Origin of the sequence: Azospirillum humicireducens, from assembly GCF_001639105.2 — a bacterium.
Classification (GTDB): domain Bacteria; phylum Pseudomonadota; class Alphaproteobacteria; order Azospirillales; family Azospirillaceae; genus Azospirillum; species Azospirillum humicireducens.
On sequence record NZ_CP028903.1, the window covers coordinates 360,898 to 386,033 of the forward strand.

A 25,136-nucleotide genomic window follows, 5' to 3' on the forward strand; every position below is an offset into this window, starting at 1 on the left:
TTCCCACTCCCCAGGAGATTATTCGGCAGCGAGGACGTTGGCGGCGGCGATGCGCTTGCGCTCGACGTCGTTCTTCGCATAGTCGACCTGCCAGTCCGAGGGTTGGTTGCTGCGGGCGACCTGCACCGCCGTCACCTTGTATTCGGGGCAGTTGGTCGCCCAGTCCGAATTTTCCGTGGTGATGACGTTGGCACCGGTCACCGGATGGTGGAAGGTGGTGTAGACGACACCGGCCGGCATGCGGTCGGAGATGACGGCGCGCAGCGTCGTCGCCCCCATGCGGCTGGCGAGCGACACCATGTCGCCGTCCTTCACGCCTCGGATCTCGGCGTCCACCGCGTTGATCTCCAGCACGTCCTCCGGATGCCACGCCACATTGGCAGTGCGGCGGGTCTGGGCGCCGACATTGTAATGGGCGAGGATGCGGCCGGTGGTCAGCACCAGCGGATACATCCGTGTCGTCCGCTCGTCGGTCGGCACATATTCGGTGATCACGAAGCGGCCGAGACCGCGGGCGAAGCTCTCGCCATGCATGATCGCCATGCCGGTGTCGTCGTCCTCCAACCCGGTGCAGGGCCACTGGACACTGCCGACGCGGTCGAGCTTCTCGAAGCTGACGCCGCGGAAGGTCGGGGTCAGCCGGGCGATCTCGTCCATGATCTCGGACGTGCTGTTGTAGTGCATCGGGTAGCCCATCGCCGTCGCCAGCGCACAGGCGACCCAATGCTCGTCCTTGCCGACCTTGGACGGCATCGCCTTGCGGACGCGGTTGATGCGGCGCTCGGCGTTGGTGAAGGTGCCGTCCTTCTCCAGGAAGGAGGTGCCGGGGAAGAAGACGTGGGCGAAGGCCGCCGTCTCGTTCAGGAACAGGTCCTGGACAATGACGATGTCCAAGGATTCCAGCGCCGAGGTGACGTGGGTGGTGTTGGGATCGGACTGGACGATGTCCTCGCCCTGGACGAACAGGCCGCGGAAGCTGCCGTCATGCGCGCTGTCGAACATGTTGGGAATGCGCAGGCCGGGTTCCGGATCCAGCGTGACGCCCCAGGCAGTCTCGAACTCCTGGCGGACGATGTCGTCCGAGACATGGCGGTAGCCCGGCAGCTCGTGCGGGAAGGAACCCATGTCGCAGGAGCCCTGCACGTTGTTCTGGCCGCGCAGCGGGTTCACGCCGACGCCCTCGCGGCCGATGTTGCCGGTCGCCATCGCGAGGTTGGCGATCGCCATCACGGTGCTGGAGCCCTGGCTGTGCTCGGTCACGCCCAGGCCGTAATAGATCGCGGCGTTGCCGCCGGTGGCGTAGAGACGGGCGGCGGCGCGGACCTGATCGGCCGGGACGCCGGTGCGCGATTCCAGATATTCCGGCGAATTGCGGTGTTCGGCGATGAACGCCTCCCACTTCGCGAACTCCTTGGGGTCGCAACGCCCCTCGACGAAGGAGCGGTTGACCAGCCCTTCGGTGACGATGACGTGGGCGATGGCGTTCACCACCGCGACGTTGGTGCCGGGCTGGAGCTGGAGATGGTATTCGGCCTGGACATGCGGGCTGCGCACCAGATCGATGCGGCGCGGATCGATGACGATCAGCTTGGCCCCGGCGCGCAGGCGCTTCTTCATGCGCGAACCGAACACCGGGTGGCCGTCGGTCGGGTTGGCGCCGATGACCAGGATGACGTCGGACTTGTCGACGCTGCGGAAATCCTGGGTGCCGGCCGAGGTGCCGAAGGTCTGCGACAGTCCGTAGCCGGTCGGCGAATGGCAGACGCGGGCGCAGGTGTCGATGTTGTTGGTGCCGAAGGCGGCGCGGATCATCTTCTGGACGACATAGACCTCCTCGTTGGTGCATCGCGACGAGGTGATGCCGCCGATGGAGCCCCGGCCGTACTTGGCCTGCACCGCCTTCAGCCGCTCGGCAGCGTAGGCAATCGCCTCCTCCCACGACACTTCACGCCACGGGTCGGTGATCCGCTCGCGCACCATGGGCTTCATGATGCGGTCCTTGTGGGTGGCGTAACCCCAGGCGAAGCGGCCCTTGACGCAAGAATGCCCCTCGTTGGCGCCGCCATTCTTCCACGGGGTCATGCGCACCACGGTGGTGCCCCGCATCTCCGCCTTGAAGGAGCAGCCGACACCGCAATAGGCGCAGGTGGTGATGACGCTGTGTTCGGGCTGGCCGTGCTCGATGATCGACTTCTCGGTCAGGGTCGCGGTCGGGCAGGCCTGGACGCAGGCGCCGCAGGACACGCACTCGCTGTCCATGAAGTTTTCCTTGGCGCCCGGCGACACCGAGGAGGCGAAGCCGCGCCCGTCGATGGTCAGCGCGAAGGTGCCCTGGGTCTCCTGGCAGGCGCGGACGCAGCGCGAGCAGACGATGCACTTGGAAGCGTCGAAGGTGAAGTACGGGTTGCTTTCGTCCTTGGCGGCGGCGCGATGGTTTTCGCCGTCGAAACCGTACCGCACGTTGCGCAGACCGACGGCGCCGGCCATGTCCTGCAACTCGCAGTCACCGTTGGCGGCGCAGGTCAGGCAATCCAGCGGGTGGTCGGAGATGTACAGCTCCATCACGCCGCGGCGCAGCTTCGCCAGCTTGTCGGTCTGGGTAAACACCTTCATACCGGGGGCGACGGGGGTGGTGCAGGAGGCCGGGGTGCCCCGGCGTCCCTCGATCTCCACCGCGCAGAGGCGGCAGGAGCCGAAGGGTTCCAGGCTGTCCGTCGCGCACAGCTTCGGCACGGTGATGCCGGCGTCCATCGCGGCGCGCATCACGGAGGTGCCTTCGGGAACGGTGATGCTGCGGCCGTCGATCTCCAGCGTCACCAGGGTCTCGGAGACGCGGGCCGGTGTGCCGTAGTCGGTCTCGTGGATGAGGGTCATCTCGGGTGCTCCTGGGTCGCTCGTTATTCGGCGGCGATGTGGGTGACGCGGACGGCGTGCGTTTTCTTGCGGAAGTCTTCCGGGAAGTGCTTCACCGCGCTGCGCACCGGATAGGGCGTCATGCCGCCCATGGCGCAGAGCGAGCCGTCCACCATCACGTCGCAGAGGTCGGCGAGCAGTTCGAGGTTCGCATCGACATTCTTGCCGGCGATGATCTTGTCCAGCGTCTCCATGCCGCGGGTCGAGCCGATGCGGCAGGGCGTGCACTTGCCGCAGGATTCGGCGACGCAGAACTCCATGGCGAAGCGGGCCTGCTGGGCCATGTCGACGCTGTCGTCGAAGACGACGATGCCGCCATGGCCGACCATCGCTTCCTGGGCGGCGAAGGCCTCGTAATCCTTGGGCAGGTCGAACTGCGAGGGCGGCAGATAGGCGCCGAGCGGGCCGCCGACCTGCACGGCGCGGATCGGCCGGCCGGTGATGGTGCCGCCGCCGAAATCATAGAGCAGCTCGTGCAGGGTGATGCCGAAGGCCTTCTCGACGATGCCACCGTTCTTGATGTTGCCGGCGAGCTGGAAAGGCAGCGTCCCGCGCGAGCGGCCGACGCCGAAGTCGCGGTAATACTCGCCGCCCTTGTCGAGGATGATCGGCACCGAGCAGAGCGACAGCACGTTGTTGACCACGGTCGGCTTGCCGAACAGGCCTTCCAGCGCCGGCAGCGGGGGCTTCGCGCGCACCATGCCGCGCTTGCCCTCCAGGCTTTCCAGCATGGCGGTCTCTTCGCCGCAGATGTAGGCGCCGGCACCGACGCGGACGTCGAGGTGGAAGCTGCGGTTGGTGCCGTGGATGTTGTCGCCGAGCCAGCCCTCGTCATAGGCCAGCTTGATGGCATGGCGCAGGGTCGCCGTGGCGTGCGGGTATTCCGACCGCATGTAGACGTAGCCGGAGGTGGCGCCCACCGCGATGGCGGCGATGGTCATGCCCTCGATCAGACAGAAGGGGTCGCCTTCGATGATCATGCGGTCGGCGAAGGTGCCGCTGTCGCCCTCGTCGGCGTTGCAGCAGACGAACTTCTCGTCCGCCTTGGCTTGCATCACCGTGTTCCACTTGATGCCGGTGGGGAAGCCGGCGCCGCCGCGGCCGCGCAGGCCGCTGTCGGTCACCGCCTTGACGATCTCCGCCTGGGACATCGCCAGCGCGTTCTCAAGGCCCCGGAAGCCGCCATGGGCGCGGTAGTCCTCGACAGACAGCGGATCGATGATGCCGCAGCGGGCGAAGGTCAGCCGCTCCTGCTTCTTGAAATAGGGGATTTCCTCGGTCAGGCCGTGGCCCAGCGCATGCTCCCCACCGGTCAGAAAGCCGGCGTCGAACAGGCCGGGGACATCGGCCGCCGTGACCGGGCCGTAGGCGACGCGGCCTTCCGGGGTTTCGACCTCGACCAGCGGTTCCAGGTAGAGCATGCCGCGCGAGCCGTTGCGGACGATGCGCACCGGCATGTCGCGCTTGGCGGCTTCGGCCCGGATGGCGGCGGCCACGCCGTCGGCGCCGACCGACAGGGCGGCGGAATCGCGCGGGACGAAGACGGTGATCAGATGGCCGCTCATTGGGCGTGACCCTTATGGGAGTGGCTGACGGCGCGGGGGATCTGGTTGTGGGCCTGCGGGTTGGTCCGCGTCTCGGCCGCCAGCTCGTCGAAGCGGTCGGGCGAGACCCGGCCATGCAGGTTCTCGTCGATCATGACGGCGGGCGACAGGGCGCAGTTGCCCAGGCAGAAGACCGGTTCCAGCGTGAAGGCGCCGTCGGCGGTGGTGCCGTGGAAATCGACCTGGAGCCGCTTCTTGATGTGGTCGACCAGCGCGTTGGCGCCCATCGACTGGCAGGCCTCGGCGCGGCAGACCTTGATGATGTGGCGGCCCGGCTTTTCGCGGCGGAATTCGTGATAGAAGGACACCACGCCATGCACGTCGGCGCGCGAGAGGTTCAACTCCGTCGCCAGCAGGGGGATCGCCTCCTCGTCGATGTAGCCGAATTCTTCCTGCAGGGCGTGGAGGATCGGCAGCAGGGCGCCGCGCAGATGCCGATTGTCTTCGACAATCGTCATGGCGCGCTCAGCGCTCCACGGATGGCTTGCGTTCACGGGTATCCCTCCTTGCGATCGTCCGCGCCGCACTTGGGTTCTCCCCTTGGGTCGGCGTCGTTCTGGCTTGGCTCTGTTGGCTTTTTCCGGGAGTCTCTCAGCGCCCGGCACCATCAGAGTGGCGGAGGATACGGTATGCCAGCAAATTGTATTTTCCGATGGGGCGATAGCTTTTGGCTATCAAGAGCAGCCCGTCAGCGGATCGCCACCCGCCAGGGGATCATCGCCTCGGCGACGCCGATGGCAACGCGCTGGGCAATGTCGGCATCCGCGGCGGCGACCGCCAGAGCCTTGGCCAGCGGCGGCGGCGGGTCGCGGTCGGCATAGGCGAGGCCGACGACGTGGCTCAGTTCGGGGTCGACCAGCGGCAGGGCGACGATGTCCGGGTGCGGCGGCACGAAGGTCAGCAGCTGGCCGGGGACGATGCTGGCGCAGCTGCCGGCGCGGACGATGGTGTAGAGGGTGACGATGGAGTTGGTCTCCATCGCCGGCTGCACCGTCCGGCCGGTCATGCGGAAGGCGGTGTCGGCGATGCGGCGGTTCTGCATGTCCGGGGTCAGCAGGCAGAGCCGCAGTTCGGCCGCCGTTTCCCAGGCGACCGCTCCCTCGGCGATCAGCTCGTCGGACAGGTCGTCGCGACGGGCCAGCAGGTGGTAGCGCTCGGTGTAGAGCGGCAGGGTGCGGACGTTGTTCAGCGGTTCGTTGTCGAGATAGGTGATGGCGGCGTCGAGTTCGAATTCGTCGAGCCCGCGCTGGATCTCGCGCGAACTGAGCGAGACGACAGTGGAGCGGATGTGCGGGAAGCGGGTGGTGAAGGGCGTCAGCACATGGGGGACCACCGGCAGGGCCGAGGGAATGGCGCCGACCCGCAGATGGCCGGTGACGCCCTGGGCGAGCGCCAGCAGCTCGTGACGCAGGTTGTCGCGCTCGCCGACGATGCGGCGGGCGTATTCGAGCACCTTCATCCCCTCCGGCGTGAAGCCTTCGAACTTCTGGCCGCGCTCGACGATGGGGACCTGAAGCTCCTCCTCCAGCTGGCGGATGGCGTTGGAGAGGGTCGGCTGCGAGACGTGGCAGCTTTCCGCCGCGCGGCCGAAATGCTTCTCGCGCGCCAGGGCCAGCAGATAGACGAACTTCCGGAACATGATCAGACCGCCGGATCGAAGGGCGGGACCGGCAGGCCCGGCACATCGACCGTCATGGCGAACAGGCCGCCGGACTGCGGCAGGCGCTCCAGCTCGTCGGCGGGGCGGCCGGCGCTGGCGGTGGTGACGTAGAGGGTGCGCAGGTCGGCACCGCCGAAGGCCACCATGGTCGGGCAGCGCGCCGGCACCGGATGCTCCGACAGCAGCCGGCCTTCGGGGGAGAAGCGCGCGACCCGCCCGCCCTCGTAGAGCGCCGTCCAATAGCAGCCGTCGGCATCCACCGCTGCCCCGTCCGGCCGGCCGCGGTCGCCATCCTTCGGCTCCAGCCGGACAAAGACCTCGCCGTCCGAGACGGCACCGGTCGCCGGATCGTAGCGGTAGCGGCGCACGGTGAAGGTGGGCGTGTCGGCATGGTAGAGCGTCCGCCCGTCCGGGCTGAAGGCCAGCCCGTTGGAGGTCAGCAGCCCGCCGGCCAGCACCGCCAGCCCGCGCCGGTCATAGCGGTAGAGATGCGCCTTGCCGCCGGCCTTGGGCTCGTCCAGCGTGCCGGCCAGATAGCGGCCGGCGGGATCGGTCTTGCCGTCGTTGAAGCGGCTGGCGCCCTGGTCCTCCGGATTGGCGGCGAGACAGGCGACCGGTCTCCCCTCCCCATCCAGTTGCCACAGGCCGGAGCGCAGGCCGGCGATGAAGCCGCCGCCCTTGCGCGGGGCGACGCAGCCGATCTCCTCCGGCAGGGCCATCGCATGATTGGTCCCGCTGGCCGGATCGAAGCGGTTCAGCGCCCGGCCCTTGATGTCGACCCAATAGAGCGCCTGCTCCTCCACCGACCAGACCGGCCCCTCCCCCAGCCTGGCACGGGCGTCGAGCACACAGGTAAAGGCGGGGCCGGCGGTCATCGCGTGATCCTCGGGTATTCGAACGGACACGCAGGGTCGGACAGATCGGCGGCGCGATCAAGCATCCCGGTCGGAAAGTCCGGCGGGGCCGGTCAGGGTGGGGGTATCGGCGGCCTCATCGGGAGCGTGGAAGAGGGGTGGAACGGCGTGGAACAGGATGCGGCGGATGTCGCATCGGCCGGCGGAGCGGGCAGAGGGGAGGACCGGCGGCTTGCCGCCTGGAGGCCAGGCGGTCGAGGCCGTCGAACAGGCCGAGCCGTTCGGCCATCCAGCGGACGGTGGTGGGATCGCCGGAGGTGACCGCCCGGCCGAGCGAAATGCATTTCAACGCCCTGCCGCCCACAGAATGTTATCAATACAAATCTTGCAAAAAACTTTCATTCCCATGTATTCATAAAATTATATACACACATACATACACAGTTTAAATAAGATTTATCAAGTTTCATTTGATTGCAAAAATTCAAAAATGGTTTGTTCCAAGTAAATTTATTGTCTTCTACTATTTATATGTATTTACACCGTGTAAATGCTTACTTTCCACAAAAAGGAGCGGATCATGGGTATCGCAAGCGCGCTTGTTGAAGGATTTTTAACAATTGGCAAAATTGCACAAGCCGTTTCTTCGATAAAAAGCGGCGGACTCTATAAAGATGAATTATCAGGATCGATATTTACAGAAGAAATAAATAGCGACAAAGTAATTTTTGTCGGAAAATGGACTCCACAGACTGCTGTTTCCAGTGGTAATTTCTCTGTTGTAGCAATCAATACGTCTCATGAGACGACGTATAACATTGGATTTCCAAACGATCCAAATGGAAACTGCATTTCCTACCAACTAAAACCCCTTGAGAAATTCACAATAAACGAAATTCACAATGGGAGCTATCCAGCGTCGACAAACCTGTCAGTTTGCCCCGGGAAAATTGTCGGGCCTTTTTCAGCAGAACAGCCAAATGCAGCAGGAGTCGAGTCTGCCGCAATATCTTTTGCTTTGAAGGATTTAAAAGTGGGGGAGACAGTTACCGTTGGAGCTTTGGAAGTTTCACTTACAACGACGGGAATTATGATTCTAGCTCCATTTACCATTCTAGCACTTGCTGCGTATAGGTGGATCAGCAGCGATGGTATCAGTGTAAATTCCTCTTCTCCGAAAACTCCCTCGAATACACGCAAAAACCAGGAATTGACTGAGCGTGCATATGAGTTTGATCTTGGCTTCAAGGAGCGCTCCGTGAACATTGAGAAGTCAGGCGTAACTCTTTCTGCAGATATAACTCTCTCAGCTACACAGGAATCGTATGATTATTTTATTGCGAACAATAAATACAAAAGCGAACCCTTGGAAGAGGATGAAATCCGGTACGTTAAATTCCTAAATAACAGAAATCAATAGATACGCATTGCGCAGAAAACCCTTAGTTTGGGAGCTTTTTCTCGAAGCTCCCAAACTAAGGCAAGAGCCCGTTTGAAAGCTGCTTCAGCGATAAGAGTCTGTTTGACAACCGCTTCATTGACAGACTCGTTGAAGTAGCATGAGCACCTCCAAGAGCTGCATCATGCCGCTGGAGACGTCGGTATACGCTTCACAATCGCGAACCAGACGTCTCCAGCGTGTCATCCATCCGAAGGTCCGCTCGACGACCCAGCGTCGCCGCACGACCTTGACCCCTGGTTCGGTATCGGTTCGCCGAATCACCTCGACGGTGCAGTCGGGGAAATCGGCCTTGTCGATCAGCGTATCGATAACGTGCACTTCCGGCACAAAGCGGACGTAACCTGCAAAAGCCAACCCCACTCCACTACCCCCCACCCCCCATCGCCTCCACCGCCCGGCGCGAGGCGACGCAGCGGGCGATCTCGGTCAGCAGCAGCACGCGGTCGATGGGCTTGGGCACATGGCAGTCCATGCCGGCCTCGTAGCAGCGGGCGATGTCGTCGGGGAAGGTGTTGGCGGTCAGCGCCACGATGGCGACGCGGCCGGCCGGGCCGGGCATGGCGCGGATGGCGCGCGTCGCCTCCAGACCGTCCATCACCGGCATGTTCACGTCCATCAGGATCGCGTCGAACGGCTCGCGCCCATCCGCCGCCGCTGCCGCCGCAACCGCCTGCGCCCCGTCCTCCACCGCCGAGACGCTGTGGCCGGCCTGCTTCAGCAGGGTGACGGCCAGCAGGCGGTTCATCTCCACATCCTCCGCCACCAGAATGCGCAAGGAGCCCGGCGCCGATGCCGCGGGGCCGGGCGTTGCGGCGGACGGCAGGGCGGCCAGCGGGATTGAAGGCTCGGCAGGGGGCTCGGCGGCGGGCTCGGGCATGGCCTCAGGCGCGGCCTCGGGCACGGTCTCGGCGATGGGCGGCGGCGGCGGGGCGGACGGCTGCGGCGGGGCCAGGGGTGGGGCCGGGGGCGGAGACGGGACCAGCGGGTGCAGGCGGGCCAGACGGTCGCGCAGTTCCAGCGGGTCGTAGGGCTTGGCGATCAGGTCGTAGCCGCCCAGCGCCACGTCGTCGGCCACCACCGCATGGGCGGCGAAGCCCGAGGCCAGCAGAACCGGAAGGTCGGGGCGCAGGCGACGCGCCTCGCGCGCCAGCTCCGCCCCGTTCATGCCCGGCGGCATCACGATGTCGCTGAACAGCAGGTCCAGCGGCTCCGGCCCCTGCAGCACCGGCAGGGCCTCGCCCGCGCCGGACGCGCCGATCACCCGGTGGCCCCAGCTGCGCAGCAGGGCGCAGCCGTTCTCCAGGATGTTGTGGTCGTCCTCCACCATCAGGATCGACAGGCCGGGCCGGTCCGACGGCGGGCGGACGCTGCCGCCGCTCTCGTCGGCCAGACGGTCGGGCGGGAAATGGAGGGTGACGGTGGTGCCCTGCCCCACCCGGCTCGACAGGGTCATGGTGCCGCCATGCAGCTCCACCAGCCGGCGGGTCAGCGGCAGGCCCAGCCCGGCGCCCTCGGTCTGGCGGTTGGCCGGGCTCTCGACGCGGGTGTAGGCCTGCAGGACGCGGCCCAGATCCTGCTCGGGAATGCCGATGCCGGTGTCGCGCACCTCCAGCAGCAGGCCGCCGTCCGGCGCGGGGCCGGCGGCCAGCGAGACGGCGCCGCCGGAGGGCGTGTATTTGACGGCGTTGGACAGCAGGTTCAGCAGGATCTGGCGCAGGCGCCGCTCGTCGCCGCGCAGGAAGCGGGCGGCGGGATCCACCGTTGCCGAAAGGGCGATGCCGGCGCGGGCGGCGCGCGGGGTCAGCAGGCGGATGGCGAAGGTGGCGGCGGCGTCGAGATCGACCGGCTCGTCCTCCAGCACCAGCTGCCCGGCCTCCGCCCGCACATGGTCGAGGATCTCGTTGATCAGCTCCAGCAGATGCTGGCCGCTGTCGCGGATGTTGACGGCGAAGTCGCGGTAATGGGCGTTGCCGACCGGCCCCTCCGACTCCCGCGCGATCAGGTCGGCGAAGCCGATGACGGCGTTCATCGGCGTGCGCAGCTCGTGGCTCAGGCTCGCCAGGAACTCGGTCTTGCTGCGGCTGGCCGATTCCGCGGCCTGGCGGGCGTCCTGAAGCTCCGCCTCCATGATCTTGCGGGCGGTGACGTCGCGCTCGACGCTGACGTAATCCTGCGGCGCGCCCCAGTCGTCGGTAACGAGCCGCACCGCCGCCTCGATCCACACCCAGCGGCCGTCGGCATGGCGCAGGCGGTAGGTGGTGTTCAGGGTCGGGCGGGCGGGGGTCAGCTGCGCCAGACCGGCGGAGAGGGCGGCGCGGTCGTCGGGGTGGACCCGCTCCACCAGCGGGCGGCCGATCAGGTCGATGGGCGCGCAGCCCAGGCTGTCGCGCGTCGCCTCCGAACAGAAATTCCGCACGCCGTCCAGGCCGATGCGCCCGATGATGTCGGTGACGCCGCGCGCCAGCAGGCGGTAGCGCGCCTCGCTGGCGCGGATCGCGCGCTCGGCCTCGTGCCGGCGGGTGATGTCGCGGGCGCCGACCGACAGCATGACGATGGCGCCGCTGCAATCGCGGATCGGCACCTGCGACACCTCCCACCAGCGGGTGACGCCCTGGTGGGTGTGCTGCGCCTCGAAACGGGTGGGGGCGCCGGCGTCGATGCAGGATTGCAGGTCGGCCATCGCCTTGGCCGCCAGATCGGGCGGCAGCAGGCTGTCCAGCGGCTTGCCGGCCGCGTCGGCGGCGCGGTCGCCCATCGCCCGCAGGGCGGCGGCGTTGGCGCTGTGCAGGGTGAAGCCGCCATTCTCGCCGACGCGGACGATCGCCAGACTGTCGGCGGAACTGTCGAACACGGCGCGGAAGAGGGCGGCGCTCTCCGCCAGGGCGTTCTCGTCGTCGACGCGGCGGTGCTCGCGCGCCAGCATGGTGCCGAGCAGGCCGATGCCGAGCGCGGTGAAGGCGGTCAGCGGCAGCGCCGTCTCCTCCAGCACCCGCAGGGCGAGCCTGGGGTCGGGAAGCAGCATGAAGGCCAGCAGGGTCAGCGGGGTGATGGCAAGGCCGAACAGGGCCAGCAGGCCGAAGCCGTAGGCGCCCTTCCCCTTCCCCTGCCCCTTCCCCTTCCCTTCTCCGCGGTTGCCGGCGGCGCGCCGCTCCAGCGGCCGGGCCAGCAGCGGCGCCGCCAGTGCCGTCAGCAGGATGCCCGCCAGACCGGTCAGCGAGCCCATGCCGCCCAGCCACAGCCGCACCCCGCCCGCGGCGGCGGCGGCGACCATGGCGGCGGGCCAGCCGCCGAACAGCCCGGCCAGCCCGATCATCACGTTGCGCAGATCGATCAGAACCCCGCCTTCCAGCGGATAGGCGTCCAGCATCGACACGGCGGCGGCCACGCCGAACAGCAGCCCCGACAGCAGGGCGAAGGGCAGGCGCCGCGCCCCGAACCGCCGCAGCACATAGCGGTAGGCGAGCAGCACCAGCGCCAGCAGGCCGACGCCGTGCGCAAGGGCGATGATGATGCCGGCTCCCATGCTCCGCCCCCCAGCGGCAATCCCGATCCCGCCCCAATTCCGGAGTCCGAAATCCGGGACGAACTTCTACACAGGCAATCAAACAAGAAAAAGAAGCGATTCGAAACAGTCATCTGGGCATTTTGTATACTCCTGCCACAGAAGGCGGTCGAAGCGTCCGATCAGATCCGGACAAGGATGCCGGCGGCGGGATCGGCACCACGCCGCTGTCGTGTTCGGCCGCCGATTCGGCTAGGATGACGGCTGCGAATTGTTCGTGGTCGTCGTGTCTTCGTAGGCTTCGGCATGCTGTTCAAGGTTTTTTCACGGAGCCTGGTCGCCCGGACGACGGCATCGGCGGTGCTGCTGGTGTCGGTGCTGATCGCCGTGCCGATGGCGGTGCTGATCCAGGCCGACGTGCGCAACACCCGCGCCGAGCTGGCCATCCGGGCCGAGATGGCGACCAGGATCGTGCTGGACGACGTGGCGAACGCGCTGTGGGATCTCGATCCCGAGGAAGCGATGACGGCGCTGATGCCGTTGCGCTCGATCGACAGCTTCGCCGAGGCGGTGATCCTGGGGACGCACGGCGAACGCTTCGCCACCTTCCGCAAGCCGGGCGTGACCATCGTCAGCGAAGCCGCCGCAACGGCCGCCGCCGTGCCGCTGACCCACCAGGACCGGACCGGCGCCGTCCGCAACATCGGCACGCTGCTGGTCCGGCTGGACACCGGCGCGACCGACGCGGCCATCCGCCACCATGTGATGGTTCTGGGCGGGGTCGGCGCCGTCACCCTTCTGCTGGTGGTTCTGGGGGTGGTGTGGGCGACCCGCGGCATGACCCTGCCCATCGCCGGCATGACCCGCGCCATGGCCGATCTGGCGGCCGGCGACGTGACGGTGGACGTGCCTGTGCGCCACCGCGACGACGAGATCGGCCGCATGGCCAAGGCGCTCGCCACCTTCCGCCAGAACGCCATCGACCTGCGCGTCGCCAAGGAACGGGCGGAGCAGGCGGTGGCGTCGAAGGCCAAATTCATGGCCGCCGCCAGCCACGACCTGCGCCAGCCGGCCCAATCGCTGCTGATGCTGACGGCGATGCTGCGCGCCACCGCCCCCAACCCGAAGGTGGCGGAATCGGCACGCAAGATCGAACAGGTGGTGATGACCCTGAAGCAGCTGCTGGACGAGCTGCTGGAGGTGTCGCGGCTGGATGCCGGCGGGGTCACGGCGAACAAGGCCGTGCATGAGGTCGCCGACCTGTTCGACGCGCTGGAATCGCAGTTCGGCCCGGTGGCGCGCGCCAAGGGGCTGGCCTTCGCCGTGCCGCAATACCGCGCGCCGGTGGTGACCGACCGCGTCCTTCTGCTGCGCCTGCTCGGCAACCTGATCGACAACGCGGTCCGCTACACGGCCCGCGGACAGGTGCAGGTCGCCTGCCTGGAATCCGGCGGGAACCTGATCGTCGAGGTGCGGGACAGCGGCATCGGCATTCCCGAGGACAGGCTGGACGCCATCTTCGAGGAGTTCCACCAGATCGGCAACCAGGAGCGCAACCGCGACAACGGGATCGGACTGGGGCTGTCCATCGTCAAGCGGCTGGCGACGGTGCTGGACCATCCGGTGAAGGTGCGCTCCACGCTGGGCAAGGGGTCGGTCTTCTCCGTCACCATTCCGCTGGCGCCGGTGGAAGCCGTCGCGGAGCCGGCGCCGGCTCCCCCTGCGGCATCGGCAGCGATGGCGACGCTGGCCGATGCCCCGGCGAAGGAGGGCGAGATCGCGATCCTGGTGATCGACGACGACGGCTTCGTGCTGTCCGCCATCTCCATGTTCCTGACCAGTGCCGGGCATCGCGTCGTCGGCGCCTCCACCGTCGCCGAGGGGCTGCGGGCGGTGGAGAACGGAAGCATCCGGCCCGATGCGGTGATCGCCGACTATCACCTGTCCGCCACCGAGAACGGCCTGGATTTCATCGCCGAGCTGTGGACGCGGCTGGGCCTGCGGATTCCGGCGGTGCTGATCTCGGGCCGGCTCGACGGGGCGGTGACCAACCGGGCGGCACAGATGGGCGTCATCGTGGCCGCCAAGCCGATCATGCCCGACCGCCTGTCGATGCTGGTGGACGCGATGACCGCCTCCCGGCCTGCCCCGCCCGCCTCGGCCGATGCCGGCGCACCGCGCGGGCCCCCGACCGCCTGACGTCAATTGTCCAGCACCGAAATACTTAGGATTAAAAATATCTCACATATCCCTCTGTGCTGTGGCACAACAGCGGGTATGCCCGGAACCAGTCCTTCAACCCGTTTCGCGGGCAGGAACCAAGCAATATCGGAGGATTCCATGCGCGGCCCCACCACGACCGACATCACGCGTGCCCGGGACATCATCGCCGGTTTCGACTTCGGCTATGTGGTCGACCGGGCGGTCGCCGCGGGGATGACCCGCGCCACGTCCGAGATCGCGCTGCACCAGTTGAAGGCCTTCCTGCTTGCCTGCGCCGAACATCCGGACCGCGACATCGTTCCGCAATCGGCCGCCTGCGACGACCTGTGGCACGAGTTCATCGTCGCCGACACCCGCGCCTATTTCCGCTTCTGCGAGGCGGTGTATGGCGATTACCTGCACCACACTGGCGTCGCCGTTCCCGCCGACCGCATGGCCGCCGCCCGCACCGACAGCGCCCGCCTGTTCGCCACCGCGGACTGCCTGCGTGAGGTGAAGGCTGCCGATTGCCTGCGCGAGGCGAAGGGCGCCGACTGCCTGCGCGAAGCGAAGGACGCCGACTGCCTGCGTGAGGCGAAGATTGCCGATTGCCTGCGTGAGGCGAAGGGCGCCGACTGCCTGCGTGAGGCCCGGTCTCACGGCGGCCGGTAACCGAAGCCCATAAACGGCCTGGATTGAAGGGATGAGCACCGCCGGCGGGGTTGGACGGGAGTTCCACCGACACCGCCGGCATGTCCGGAGAGCACGCCTCCGAGACGTCTCCCGCAAGCGACGGAAAAGCCGAACGGCCGGCTTCAGTCTTGTCCGGCCCCGGTTCCGCCGGTCCCGCTCGCGAGCAGACCTTCGGCTCTGGGCGACAAAGGACAATCCCGCCGGGCGAGCTGCAGGACCGCATCCCGAGCCAGATCGCGGCTGGCGGTGTTGCCGACGAAGCTCGACAGCGAGTCGGTGAATTCCAGAACGATGTTGTTCGTTCCAATGGTTTCCCGGTAATCGACCCTGGAGACAGCGTCGTACGGCTTCCTGCGGGTCCTGACGACCCGACATTCGATGTGGTTGGGATGCAGGATCAGGGTCGGCTTCAGGGTGCTCGACGACCAGCTGATCCACGGAATTCCCTTCCACCCGGAAAATGCGGCGACCAGGGGAATGCGCGCACCCTCCCCATGCGGTTCGATCCGGCTCAGCCGGGCCGTCGAAAGCCGCATCCGGACGAAGAAGACCAGGGCCGCCCCGCCGGACAGGACGAAGAACATCGTCAAGACGATGAAGCTGAGGCCGGCCAAGTCGCTCATATGATCCTTCCCGCTGACCGCAAACGGAATGCCCTGCCCTCTTGCGGCTCAGCCGAAGTTGAGGCCACCGAACGGCGTGATGAAATTCTCGCTCAGCACATTGCCGCGCAGTGCCACGTAATCCGGCACGACCAGCGGGATGACCGGCATCTCCGTCATCACCAGGGACTCGGCGTCCTTATAGACCTCGGCACGGAGGTCGGGATCGGCAATGGCCATCGCGCGCTCGACCAGGCCGTCGAACTCCGCGTTGGACCAGCCGACGGGATTGAAGCGGCTGCGGCTGCTGAACAGCTCATCCAGGAAATTCATCGGGTCGGGGTAGGTGGCTGTCCAACCGAACAGGAAGGAATCATAGTCGCGCCGGCGGGAGCGGGCGATGAACTCCTGCCGCGGGGCGATGGCCAGCTTCGCCGGAATGCCGGCATTGTTCCATTGCGACACGTAATAGACGAACTCCCGCCGGTATTCCGGAATGACGGCCACGGTGAAGGGATCGATGCCGCGCCCGCCCGGATAGCCGGCCTCCTCCAGCAGGCGCGCCGCCAGCGCCGGATCATAGGCCAGCGGCTCCAGCCTCTCGTTCGACAGCAGGGCCGGCGGGACGACGCCGTTGTGGACGGCGGCCACGCCGCGGAAGAAGCGTTCCGCCATCGCATCACGGTCGATCAGCAGCGACATCGCCCGGCGCACCCGCAGATCGGCGAAGGCCTTCACCCGACGCTGGTCGAGCGCCACCACCCGCATCTGCATCCGCTGCACGTTGGTCAGCGACCGCTTGAAACCGGGATCGTCCATCACCCCGCGCAGAGCGTCGGTGTCGACGAAGGTGAAATCGACCTGGCTGTCGTTGAACAGGGTGATGCCGTCATTGCCGATGCCGGTGGCGAGGAAGGACACCCGCTCGAACGGCACCGCACCGCCACGCCAGCCTGTATTGGCCTCCACATCGATGCGGATGCCGTCCGTCGAGCGGGTCAGCCGGTAGGGGCCGGTGCCCGCCGACATGGTGCGGAACCAGTCGGAGCCCGCCCGCTCGGCCGCATCGACATCGACGATGTGGATGCGGGCGAAGGGGAAGACGGCGTTGGGCTCGTCGCAGACGACCTCCAGCGTCCGGTCATCGATCGCGGTGACGCCCGACAGCTCGGCGGTCGCCCTCGCCCGCAGTTCCCGGAAGCCGCGGACCTTTGACAGGGCCAGCACGGCGAAGTTGGCGCCATCACCCGCCAGAGCCGCTTCGAAGCTGCGTTTGACAGCGGTGGCGGTCAAGGGACGGCCGGTGTGGAAGGTCACGCCGTCGCGGATCGTCAGGCGCCAGCGCCGGGCATCCTCCGAGGCCTCCCAGGCGGTGGCGAGCCCCGGCAGGATGCGGCCGCGCGTATCGACGCTGGTCAGGCTTTCATACATCGAGCCCAGGATCTGGCGCGCGACAAGATCGCTGACGGTCAGCGGGTTGAGCGCCGCCGGCAGGGATTTCAGCCCGATGCGCAGGGCGCCGCCGGCAGCCAGCCCCGGCCGCGGCAGCGCGCCGGACAGCACGGCGGCACCGACAAGGCCTCCGAACGCGCCAAGGAACTGTCGTCTCTGCACAGCCGGCATCGCTGATCCGTCGCGTCGTAACGTTGCCGCCAATCCTTACCATGGGGCAGGGCAAGCGGTCATCCTGAACGACCGCCAGAGGCTTTCGCACTCGAAAGCAACCGGTGGTCGTGCTGGCAAGAGGCGACCACCATGGCGAGCTTTCGCGTTCGAAAGCCTCACCCGTTCAGCAGGGCATCGATGCGGTCGCGCAGGGCCTGGAGCCTTTCGCGATGCTCGCGCTGCAGGGATCGGGCGACGGTGTCGATGGCTGCCAGATCCTTGTCCATGCGGTTGATCGCCTTGCCCAGAACCCGCAACGGCTCGGCCGTCGAGGAGGCCGCCGGACGGGCCGCACGCACCGCGCCGACGGTCAAGCCGCCGGTGCGCGCCGTCTGCCAAAGCCGGCGCAGCTCGGCCTCGTCCTCGACGAAGGCAAGCTCGACCAGGGCCGAGCGGGAGACCGCATCCGGGTTGGCGCGATAGTCGGCCAGGATGTCGTCGGGCAGGCGCAGCACCTTCAGGCGCTTGGACACCTCGGCCTCCGAACAGCCGACGGCGGCGGCCACCTCCGCCTGGGTGTAGCCGTGCGCCTCGATCAGCTGCGACAGGCCGCGGGCGAGGTCGATGGCGTCCAGATCCACGCGCTGGACATTCTCGATCAGCGCGATCTCTTCCGGCCGCCCCTTGGTGATGATCGCGGCGATGGTGCCGCGTCCGAGCAGCCGGTGGGCGCGCAGCCGCCGCTCTCCGGCCACCAGACGGTAGCGGCCCTTCTCCGCCCCCTCCTGGACCAGGACCGGTTGCTGCAACCCGTGACGGTCGATGGAGTCCGCCAGCGAGCGCAATGACTCGTCGTCGAAGACCGTGCGCGGCTGGCCCGGATTGGTCTCGATGGCGGCCAGATCGACCTCGACCAGCCGGGGCAGCACGCCGCTCAGCCCGAACATGCGGTCGGTTTCGGCGGCGAAGCCGGCCTCCTTGGCCTGGAGCACGGTGGCGGCGGTCTGTCGGGTCAGCTTCTTAGGGGGCATCGACGGTCTCCTGCAGGCGGCCCATGGCGGTCAGCAGCGCGGCGGCGATGGCGGCATAGCTCTCCACGCCGGGGGCGCCGATGTCGGCGTCCAGCGTGATGACATTGGCGCCCGCCGCCTGGGCGTAGATGGTCGCGCGCGGCACCGCCGGAAAAACGCGGCGGCTGTCGCCCCACAAACGCTGGATGTCGTCCAGAGACGACCGATCCTGGGTCTGGCGTGGATTGACCATGGTCGGCAGGATGCCCAACACCTCCAGCCGCGGGTTCAGCCGCCGCTGGATCTTGGCGACGGTGTCGAGGAAGGCGCTGACGCCGAGGATGGCATGCGGTTCCGCCTGGCAGGGCACCAGGACGTAATCGGCCGCAGTCAGCGCGTTGATCGTCACCGCGCCCAGATTGGGGGCGCAGTCGATGACGATCACGTCATAGCGCTCCCGCACGCCGTCCAGCATCTCGGCCAGCGCGGTCTGGGCATTGGTCAGGTTGCCCGGCAGTTCGGTGTCGGCACTCGCCAGCGCGATGCTGGACGGCACGACGTCCAGCCCGTCGACGCCGGTCGGACGGATCACAGCATCGAGCGGGGTCTTGCCCATCAGCGCGTGATAGAGGACCTTCCCGGCCTCGGTCAGCGCCACCACGTCGGCCTGCGGCACGCCGACATGGACGGTGGCGTTGCCCTGCGGGTCGGCATCGACCAGCAGAACGCGGTTGCCGGCCCGCGCCAGGATGAAGGCGAGGTTGATCGAGGTCGCCGTCTTCGCGGTGCCGCCCTTCTGCAGGCCGATGGCGACGGTGGTGCCCGGGCGGGGCAGGGGGCTTTCCGGCCGCTCCAGATCCAGCAGCAGCAGCCGGCCCAGCACGTCACGGGGCAGGGCCTCCTTGCCGGTTTCCCATTTGCTGAGCCGCTGCTTGTCATACTTGCGGCCGGTCAGTTCATTGACGAACGCCGCCATCTGCGTCTGGGTCAGGCCGCGCCGTTCCCGCAACGCCTTCAACTGTTCCCCTGTCACGCCCCGTCCTCCTGCCCCGGCACCGGTTGCGGCGACCCTAGCAAGTCGTCGCCACTCCGGCAACGGGTGTCTACCGGATGGGTGGGGCCGGCAGGGGATCAGACCGTCTCGTCGTATTCCACCTTCGGAGCATCGATCCAATTCTCCGGCTGGCCCTGGTCCTTCTTCCAGAACAGCACCGGCAGGTCGGCGTTCAGCACCCGGCCCAGCACGGCGCCGCGCGCCTTCATCGTCTCCTTGTACTCCGCCGTCTCGACGATGCGCACGCCATAGCCGGGGATGCGGTCGGCGGCCAGGACGGGCCCCAGCGCATTCTTGAACTTGCGCAGGTCGTTGTCGGAGCCGACGCGCTTGCGCAGCGGCTCCAGCGCCATCCAGAAGGCATGGCCGCGGGCGAGGTGCGCGCGGGCGATCTCGTAGAGCCGCTTCTCCACCGGCTTCAGCGCGAAATACTGGTCGTCATAGCTCAGCAGATTGTGGCCGAGCGCCGCGCGCGTGACCCAGCCCGACAGGGTCAGCTTCAGGCCGCGCACCGCGCGCTCGCCGTCCTTCTTGCGCTGGTAGAGCAGCTTGTAGTCGGAAATCCACGAGAAGGCGCCGCTTTCGCCCTCGCCGCCGGTTTCCAGATTGGTCTTGATCTGCGTGCCCTGCAGCCGCTCCAGCGCCCCTTCGATCTTGTCGTAGGCGCTGCCGCCGGCGGTCTTGCCGACGATGCGCTGAAGGTCGCTGGTGGTGAAGTGCAGTTCGCCCAGCTTGGACGGACCCTTGCCGGAGTCCATCTTCTCGCGCAGCAGCGAGATGGCGTAGAGCAGCACCGCCTTGTCCCAGATCGTCGCGACGCCGACATTCTTCGGCGCCCGCACCTCGATCCGCACCTTGCCGTCGTCGTAGGTCGGCAGCGATTCCGCCTTGTCCTTCGACAGGCCGAACAGGCTGTAGACCATCATGTGGCGGTCGTTCTGGACATCGCCGGTCAGCGGTGAATCGAGCCGCAGAGCCAATTGCAGCGGCCGGTCGAGCAGCTCGGCGTTGGTGGTCTGGGTCATGCGATCTCTCCGCGGGTGCTGTGCGGCGTGAAGTGGGTTGAAGCCATAATCCACAAGCCCGTCTCCCTGTTCCACAGCTCCGGCTCAAACGTCGCCGTTCTGCCGAAAGATTCCCGCGAACGGCGCGATCTGCCGCGTCGAACGTCGCCGTTCTGCCAGTTCGGCGGATCGGGACCGGCAACAGGGCGTTGGGTGGCGGTCGGGGGTGCGATTGCCGTCATCCGCCCGGCCGATGGCGGGGGCAACGTCTGCGTTCTGCCGTGCCGGGCAGTGTCGGAACGGCGGAGCCATTTGATAAGTTATTGTTTTTGCTCAACTAACCACCTGATCTTCTGCCCTGACTCAGGCCGAAATGCCCCCTGGGCGGCTCCTGACTGGCAGAACGACGACGTTCGGACGATCCGCCGACGACCCGATTCCCGCCCGATTCTCCGCCGATTCCCGCCCGATGGCGGTGGGGTGGGGGAGAGGAAGGGCCCATTATTCGGCAGAACGGCGACGTTCGCGGCCGGGATTCGCCGGACACGAAGCTCCGGCTCCGAAGAATCTTTCGGCACAACGGCGACGTTCCGACCCGAATCTTTCGGCACAACGGCGACACTCGCGGCGGAGCGGCCAACGGAGTAACGCCGCAAGTGATTGATTCCCGATGCAGAATCCAGCCGCCACCCTTTGGAACGTCGCCGATGCGCCATTTTCCGAAGACCGTGGACAGACACGCAACGGGACGTACACATTTCAAAAAACGGGCGGAAACCGCCCTCACGCCATCATCCTGCGCCCATGCCAGTTCCTGGCCGGCGCCACTGGATTCTGCATCTTGAAGGAGAGCAGCATGACGTAACGGAGGACCGACCTCCGCAAACACAAAAGGCCCGGATTGCTCCGGGCCCTTCGTGTCGGACGGAGGAGACCGAGGGAGACCCGGGCACCCCACATCTGGCGGTTTGGCGACTCCATGATGGCAGGGCAGGCCCATGATGCCAAGCGGATTCAACCCGAGTCCGTTAACGTCCTCCCTTTGTCTCCACCCGTCCACGGACCGACCGACTGACGGGTGTCTCAATGAAGCCATACATCGACATGTACAGGCGATGGATTGCCGTGCCCGGCATCCAGGCCGCCGACATCGCGGTGTTGTCCGCGCTCTATGCCCATGCCGACCGTGACGGTGTCTGCACCGCCACGCAAGGGGAGCTGGCCGAGGAGCTCGGACAAAGCCGCGCCTGGTTCAATGCCGTGCTGAAGGGCCTGCAGGAGCCGTCGGCGGCGCTGGTTTGCGCCCAGCCGCGGCGTGGCCTGCGCGGTTTCGCCTATCGGCTGACGGGGATGGAGGGCGTCACCGCCGGCATGTCCTGTCAGCCGGCTGACAGCGGCGGCTCGCCGGCCGGCTTCTCCTATGATTCCCAGAATCCTGAATCCTCCTCCTCCCAACCGGGCGGGGAAACGGTTCGGCAGGATGGGGCATTGCCCGCCGACTGGCAGCCCAGTGCCGCGGATCTGGCCTGGGCTGCACAGGAACGGCCGGAGGTCGATGCCGGCCGGGTGACCGCGAAGTTCGTCGCCTGGTGCCGCAAGGCCCATGTCCGCAATGGCTACCGCCCCCCGGATCCGGGGGCGGCCTGGCGGCGCTGGATCCTCCGGGAACTGGTGGCTCCGCCCGATGCAGCCCACGACCCCGCCGGTATGGCGCCTTCCGTCGAACCCTCCGCCTTCATTCCGTCCGCCGTCCGCAACCATCGCCGGGAGCCCCGCCATGATCGCCGTTCCGTCCTTCCCCGCAGCGGATCCGCGCCCGACGCATCATCCAATGCAGGTGTCCGCAACCGCGAAACCCTCGCTGCCCTGCGCCTTCGCCTCGCTGGCCAGTCTTGAGGTCGCCGACCTGCGGTTCGAGACGCAGGATCTGTCACCCGCGGAGATCGGTGCGCTGGCCGAGCGGGTGGAGCAGGCCATCGGCGCCCTGACGCCCCCGATCGGCATCGAGAATGTGCTGATCGGGCTGGAGAAGCTGGCCGACCGCTTCGCGCTGGAACTGCCGGATGCCGAGCTGCTGGAGGCCGACGTGCGGGCGATGGCGGAGTGGCCGGCCGACCGCTGGATGGCCGCCTTCGATGCGGTCTGGTCGAGCTTCCGCAGTGGCTGGAGCCGCTTTCCGACCCTGGGCGACTTCCGCGACGCGCTCTCCGCCCTGCCGGCGGCTGCGGAGAGCCGTGCCGCCGACGATCTGCGGCGTCTGGCCTCGCGCCTGCGCCAGGAACAGCAATTGCGCGCCCGCACCGAGGAGCAGCGCCGCCGTGCCCGTGCCCGCGACGCGGCCCTGGCCGAGCGGCAGCGGGACCTGGCGCTCGGCCGTCAGGAGGATGCGGGGGCGCGGCGGCTCACCGCTTGCGCGGATCCGGCGGCCGGTGGGGACAGCCGGATGGCGGACCGGCCGGTATCGGACCTGGGGGCGTCAGCCGGGGGAGATCCACTCCGGCTTCAGCCCCTCCTTCCAGGCGAAGCGGATCAGATGGTTGTCCACCACCGCCTTGACGCGGGCCAGCGCCTCGGCGTCCGCCGCTTCGGCCCGCAGGGACAGCACCCCGTCGGTCGCCGTCATCGCGCAGCGTCCCCAGGGGAATTGGGCGTCGCCGCTGGCGGCGTCGTAGCGCACCGCGATCTTGTGGGCGAAATGCTTGCAGAGCTGTTGCAGATACCGGCTGGCAAGGGCCGTCGGAACGTTGGCCGTTTCGGTCAGCATGGATGCGCTCCCTCTGGTGATCGGTTCCGGCCCGCTCAGAACTTGACGGTGGAGGTGAGAGAGAAGGTCCGCCCCTCCGCGAGCGCCGGCTGCACGGTGGAGGTCTGGCCGTAGCTGGACCGGCTGACATAGGCGGCATCGAAGATGTTGTTGGCCTCGGCCCGCAGGGTCCAGTTGGGCGCCGTCTCCAGCGGCTTCCATTCGGTGAAGAGGTTGACGACCTGATAGCCGTCGATGGAGCGGAAGCCGTTGGCCCGCAGCGCGTCGTCCTCGATCTTCAGCGCGATCTCCGCCGAGGCGCCCAGCGTCAGCCGCAGATCCTCGAAGCCGTAATGGCCGCGAAGGGCGAAGAGGTCGCCGACCGGAACCGCCGTGTTGTAGTCCGACGACAGCGCCATGCGGTTGCCGTACTTCACATCGGTGTGGGTGTATTTGGCGCTGATCCCGGCATTGCTCCAGTCGTAGCCGGCGGTCAGGTCGAAGCCCCGGCTGCGCAGATCCTCGCCGTTGACGCGGGTGTAGGTGGTGTAGTTCCAGGCGACCGGGTTCTCCATGTAGGTGAGGAAGGCCGCCGCCTCCAGCCGCAGGCCCTGGTGGGCATAGCGCAGGCCGGCGCGGGTGTTGTGGGCGGTCACCGGCTTCAGATCGCTGGAATAGCGGTAGTTGGCGGCATGGAACAGGGCGGCTTCCGCCATCTCCAGCCCGCCCCAATTGTAGCTGTAGCCGCCGAAGGCGGTGAGCCGGTCGGTCACGGCATAGTCGGCCGACAGGTTGGGGCTGATGCCGGTGTTGTCGAAGGTCTTGGCGTCGACCGACCGGTAGCTCTGGTGGTCGATGCGGACGCCGGTGGACAGGCGCAGCCGCTCCACCGGGGCCAGACGCGCCTGCACGAAGCCGCCGACAGTGGTGATCCGCTCGTCCGCGTCGGTGGTGAAGTGGAAGCGGTCGATGTGGATGTCGTCGCGGGACAGGTCGAAGCCGGCGGTCAGGGTGCCGGTCGGGATGGCGAAGCTGTTCTTCACCGTCAGGCCGATGGTGTCGACCTCGCTGTCGAAGGCGCCGTGCGCGGTGGTGCGGCGGTTCTCGTTCGGCCGCTCCAGCCGGTTGCGTGTATAGGTGAAGGTGACGCCGGGATTGAACCAGTCGGTCGGCTGCGTGGTCTCGTAGCTGACGACGGCGGTGGTGCGGGTCGCGGTGTTGCTGTTCATCAACGGCCCGGTCGGCCCGCCGACGATGCCGAGGTTGGAGCGCAGGCGGCGCACCGCGTCGTCGCGCACATGCTCGCCCGACACCGAGATGCGGTGGCCGCTGTCGGACTCGTAGGCCAGCTTGCCGAGGCCGCTGACCAGATCGGTGCCGGTGCCGGCCTCGGTCACGCCGTTGCCGTTCTCGTAGCTCTTGCCGCGCGACAGGGTGCCGATGCCCAGGATCTCGAAGCCGTGCTTGGCGGCATAGCCGGCGCCGGTGGTCCGCCAGGTCTTGGAGTTGGTGTCGTAACCGAGGATGGCGGTGGCGCCGACATCCTGCCCCGGCAGAAGCATGTCGGTTGCGTTCTTGGTCTTGAAGGCGACCGCGCCGCCGAGCGCGCCCGGACCGGCATCGGCGGGCGACACGCCGGGATCGACCTCGACCGACTTCAGGAAGGTCGGGTCGAGCGTCAGGTTGCCGTTGTGGTGCCAGATTCCGGCGCGCTGTGCCGCACCGTCGATGGTGACGTTCAGCTTGCTCTGGTCGATGCCGTGCAGATAGATCTTCTGCGCCGCGGTGCTGCTGCCGGGGACGGCGATGCTCGGCTCGTCCTGGAACAGGTCGCGCAGGGTCTGCGGCACCTCGCGGTCGATGGTCTTCTGGTCGATGACGGTCGCCGCCTCCACCGGGCGGGGCGCCTCGCCCTCCACCGCGACGGAGGGGAGGGTGACGGCCTTCTCCTGGACTTTGTCCTGGGCCAGGGCGGGGACCGCCTGCGCAAGAAGGGTCAGGGTGAGGAGGGCGGTGGTGCTGGTGATCCGGTGACGGAATCGGCTGGTCATGGTCGGCGGTCCATCCTTTCGCGTCACCCCCGGACCCATGCCCGCTGGACCGTTGGCCGGCGCTGTGGTATCCGAGAATGCGACGCATTCGCAACTTAAATCCAGCGTCATGGACGCTGTTCATGCTGGTATAGCCCGCACTGCGCCGACGATGCCTTTGCGTGCCGGTCAAACTCC

At 67.2% G+C, this 25,136-nt stretch carries 18 protein-coding genes and 1 pseudogene; 4 read left to right on the top strand and 15 right to left on the bottom strand.

Annotation, left to right across the window (positions count from 1 at the left end; genetic code table 11):
- Positions 1-18 precede the first annotated feature (18 nt).
- The 5 genes from fdhF to A6A40_RS19440 all read right to left on the bottom strand — a co-directional run bounded on the left by fdhF (position 19) and on the right by A6A40_RS19440 (position 7,052).
- Positions 19-2,874 carry a formate dehydrogenase subunit alpha gene (fdhF, locus tag A6A40_RS19420; protein ID WP_108547540.1) on the bottom strand — a complete coding sequence of 952 codons (2,856 nt, stop codon included), beginning with the start codon at positions 2,872-2,874 and terminating at the stop codon, positions 19-21.
- 23 nt (positions 2,875-2,897) lie between these two features.
- Positions 2,898-4,478 carry a formate dehydrogenase beta subunit gene (locus A6A40_RS19425; protein ID WP_108547541.1) on the bottom strand — a complete coding sequence of 527 codons (1,581 nt, stop codon included), beginning with the start codon at positions 4,476-4,478 and terminating at the stop codon, positions 2,898-2,900.
- Positions 4,475-5,011: a formate dehydrogenase subunit gamma gene (locus tag A6A40_RS19430; protein ID WP_108547542.1), complete on the bottom strand. Its 537-nt coding sequence runs from the start codon at positions 5,009-5,011 to the stop codon at positions 4,475-4,477. Before A6A40_RS19430 ends, A6A40_RS19425 begins: the two co-directional genes overlap by 4 nt.
- Positions 5,012-5,205: 194 nt before the next feature.
- Entirely contained in the window at positions 5,206-6,156 is a 951-nt protein-coding gene (locus A6A40_RS19435) for a LysR family transcriptional regulator (RefSeq protein ID WP_108547543.1), read from the bottom strand.
- Between the two features lie 2 nt (positions 6,157-6,158).
- Entirely contained in the window at positions 6,159-7,052 is an 894-nt protein-coding gene (locus A6A40_RS19440) for an SMP-30/gluconolactonase/LRE family protein (protein ID WP_108547544.1), read from the bottom strand.
- Positions 7,053-7,611: 559 nt separating this feature from the next.
- Here A6A40_RS19440 and A6A40_RS30460 point away from each other — a divergent pair.
- Complete coding sequence (locus tag A6A40_RS30460) at positions 7,612-8,451, top strand: hypothetical protein (RefSeq protein ID WP_146191593.1); 840 nt, start codon at positions 7,612-7,614, stop codon at positions 8,449-8,451.
- Positions 8,452-8,565: 114 nt separating this feature from the next.
- Here A6A40_RS30460 and A6A40_RS19450 read toward each other — a convergent pair.
- A pseudogene (locus tag A6A40_RS19450) lies at positions 8,566-8,793 on the bottom strand (transposase); the annotation flags it as partial.
- A gap of 64 nt (positions 8,794-8,857) precedes the next feature.
- On the bottom strand, positions 8,858-12,016 hold the full coding sequence (locus A6A40_RS19455; protein ID WP_108547547.1) for a response regulator: 3,159 nt from the start codon (positions 12,014-12,016) through the stop codon (positions 8,858-8,860).
- Positions 12,017-12,301: 285 nt separating this feature from the next.
- Here A6A40_RS19455 and A6A40_RS19460 point away from each other — a divergent pair, with 285 nt between their 5' ends.
- Together A6A40_RS19460 and A6A40_RS19465 are read left to right on the top strand one after the other, a co-directional pair.
- Positions 12,302-14,194: an ATP-binding response regulator gene (locus A6A40_RS19460; RefSeq protein WP_108547548.1), complete on the top strand. Its 1,893-nt coding sequence runs from the start codon at positions 12,302-12,304 to the stop codon at positions 14,192-14,194.
- Positions 14,195-14,335: 141 nt separating this feature from the next.
- Entirely contained in the window at positions 14,336-14,869 is a 534-nt protein-coding gene (locus tag A6A40_RS19465) for a glycine-rich domain-containing protein (protein WP_236783901.1), read from the top strand.
- 143 nt (positions 14,870-15,012) lie between these two features.
- Here the strand turns inward: A6A40_RS19465 and A6A40_RS19470 are convergent, their stop codons facing one another.
- The 5 genes from A6A40_RS19470 to A6A40_RS19490 form a co-directional block, all read right to left on the bottom strand.
- Entirely contained in the window at positions 15,013-15,513 is a 501-nt protein-coding gene (locus A6A40_RS19470; protein ID WP_108547549.1) for a hypothetical protein, read from the bottom strand.
- 48 nt (positions 15,514-15,561) lie between these two features.
- Positions 15,562-17,115, bottom strand: coding sequence for an ABC transporter substrate-binding protein (locus tag A6A40_RS19475; protein WP_108547550.1), 1,554 nt, complete (start codon positions 17,113-17,115; stop codon positions 15,562-15,564).
- 158 nt (positions 17,116-17,273) lie between these two features.
- Positions 17,274-18,128 (bottom strand): ParB/RepB/Spo0J family partition protein, encoded by an 855-nt coding sequence (locus A6A40_RS19480; RefSeq protein ID WP_108547551.1) that lies wholly within the window; start codon positions 18,126-18,128, stop codon positions 17,274-17,276.
- On the bottom strand, positions 18,118-19,140 hold the full coding sequence (locus A6A40_RS19485; RefSeq protein WP_108547552.1) for an AAA family ATPase: 1,023 nt from the start codon (positions 19,138-19,140) through the stop codon (positions 18,118-18,120). Before A6A40_RS19485 ends, A6A40_RS19480 begins: the two co-directional genes overlap by 11 nt.
- Before the next feature lie 98 nt (positions 19,141-19,238).
- Positions 19,239-20,186: a replication initiator protein A gene (locus A6A40_RS19490; protein ID WP_108547553.1), complete on the bottom strand. Its 948-nt coding sequence runs from the start codon at positions 20,184-20,186 to the stop codon at positions 19,239-19,241.
- A gap of 1,104 nt (positions 20,187-21,290) precedes the next feature.
- On the opposite strand from A6A40_RS19490, the gene A6A40_RS19500 reads away from it, so the two are divergent.
- Entirely contained in the window at positions 21,291-22,061 is a 771-nt protein-coding gene (locus tag A6A40_RS19500; RefSeq protein WP_236783902.1) for a helix-turn-helix domain-containing protein, read from the top strand.
- A 34-nt stretch (positions 22,062-22,095) separates the two neighbouring features.
- Here the strand turns inward: A6A40_RS19500 and A6A40_RS19505 are convergent, their stop codons facing one another.
- The 3 genes from A6A40_RS19505 to A6A40_RS19515 all read right to left on the bottom strand — a co-directional run bounded on the left by A6A40_RS19505 (position 22,096) and on the right by A6A40_RS19515 (position 24,959).
- Positions 22,096-22,452 carry a hypothetical protein gene (locus A6A40_RS19505; protein ID WP_108547555.1) on the bottom strand — a complete coding sequence of 119 codons (357 nt, stop codon included), beginning with the start codon at positions 22,450-22,452 and terminating at the stop codon, positions 22,096-22,098.
- Between the two features lie 189 nt (positions 22,453-22,641).
- On the bottom strand, positions 22,642-22,929 hold the full coding sequence (locus tag A6A40_RS19510; RefSeq protein ID WP_108547556.1) for a DUF2218 domain-containing protein: 288 nt from the start codon (positions 22,927-22,929) through the stop codon (positions 22,642-22,644).
- A gap of 35 nt (positions 22,930-22,964) precedes the next feature.
- A complete protein-coding gene (locus tag A6A40_RS19515; RefSeq protein ID WP_108547557.1) occupies positions 22,965-24,959 on the bottom strand; it encodes a TonB-dependent receptor domain-containing protein in 1,995 nt (664 codons plus the stop codon).
- Between the last annotated feature and the right edge of the window lie 177 nt (positions 24,960-25,136).

Excerpts from the sequence above, each read along its gene's own strand:
- A6A40_RS19480 (WP_108547551.1), bottom strand. The coding sequence starts at position 18,128 with ATGCCCCCTAAGAAGCTGACCCGACAGACCGCCGCCACCGTGCTCCAG.
- A6A40_RS19515 (WP_108547557.1), bottom strand. The coding sequence starts at position 24,959 with ATGACCAGCCGATTCCGTCACCGGATCACCAGCACCACCGCCCTCCTC.
- A6A40_RS19510 (WP_108547556.1), bottom strand. The coding sequence starts at position 22,929 with ATGCTGACCGAAACGGCCAACGTTCCGACGGCCCTTGCCAGCCGGTAT.
- A6A40_RS19455 (WP_108547547.1), bottom strand. The coding sequence starts at position 12,016 with ATGGGAGCCGGCATCATCATCGCCCTTGCGCACGGCGTCGGCCTGCTG.
- A6A40_RS19425 (WP_108547541.1), bottom strand. The coding sequence starts at position 4,478 with ATGAGCGGCCATCTGATCACCGTCTTCGTCCCGCGCGATTCCGCCGCC.
- A6A40_RS19440 (WP_108547544.1), bottom strand. The coding sequence starts at position 7,052 with ATGACCGCCGGCCCCGCCTTTACCTGTGTGCTCGACGCCCGTGCCAGG.
- A6A40_RS19465 (WP_236783901.1), top strand. The coding sequence starts at position 14,336 with ATGCGCGGCCCCACCACGACCGACATCACGCGTGCCCGGGACATCATC.
- A6A40_RS19475 (WP_108547550.1), bottom strand. The coding sequence starts at position 17,115 with ATGCCGGCTGTGCAGAGACGACAGTTCCTTGGCGCGTTCGGAGGCCTT.
- fdhF (WP_108547540.1), bottom strand. The coding sequence starts at position 2,874 with ATGACCCTCATCCACGAGACCGACTACGGCACACCGGCCCGCGTCTCC.
- A6A40_RS19460 (WP_108547548.1), top strand. The coding sequence starts at position 12,302 with ATGCTGTTCAAGGTTTTTTCACGGAGCCTGGTCGCCCGGACGACGGCA.
- A6A40_RS19470 (WP_108547549.1), bottom strand. The coding sequence starts at position 15,513 with ATGAGCGACTTGGCCGGCCTCAGCTTCATCGTCTTGACGATGTTCTTC.
- A6A40_RS19490 (WP_108547553.1), bottom strand. The coding sequence starts at position 20,186 with ATGACCCAGACCACCAACGCCGAGCTGCTCGACCGGCCGCTGCAATTG.
- A6A40_RS30460 (WP_146191593.1), top strand. The coding sequence starts at position 7,612 with ATGGGTATCGCAAGCGCGCTTGTTGAAGGATTTTTAACAATTGGCAAA.
- A6A40_RS19435 (WP_108547543.1), bottom strand. The coding sequence starts at position 6,156 with ATGTTCCGGAAGTTCGTCTATCTGCTGGCCCTGGCGCGCGAGAAGCAT.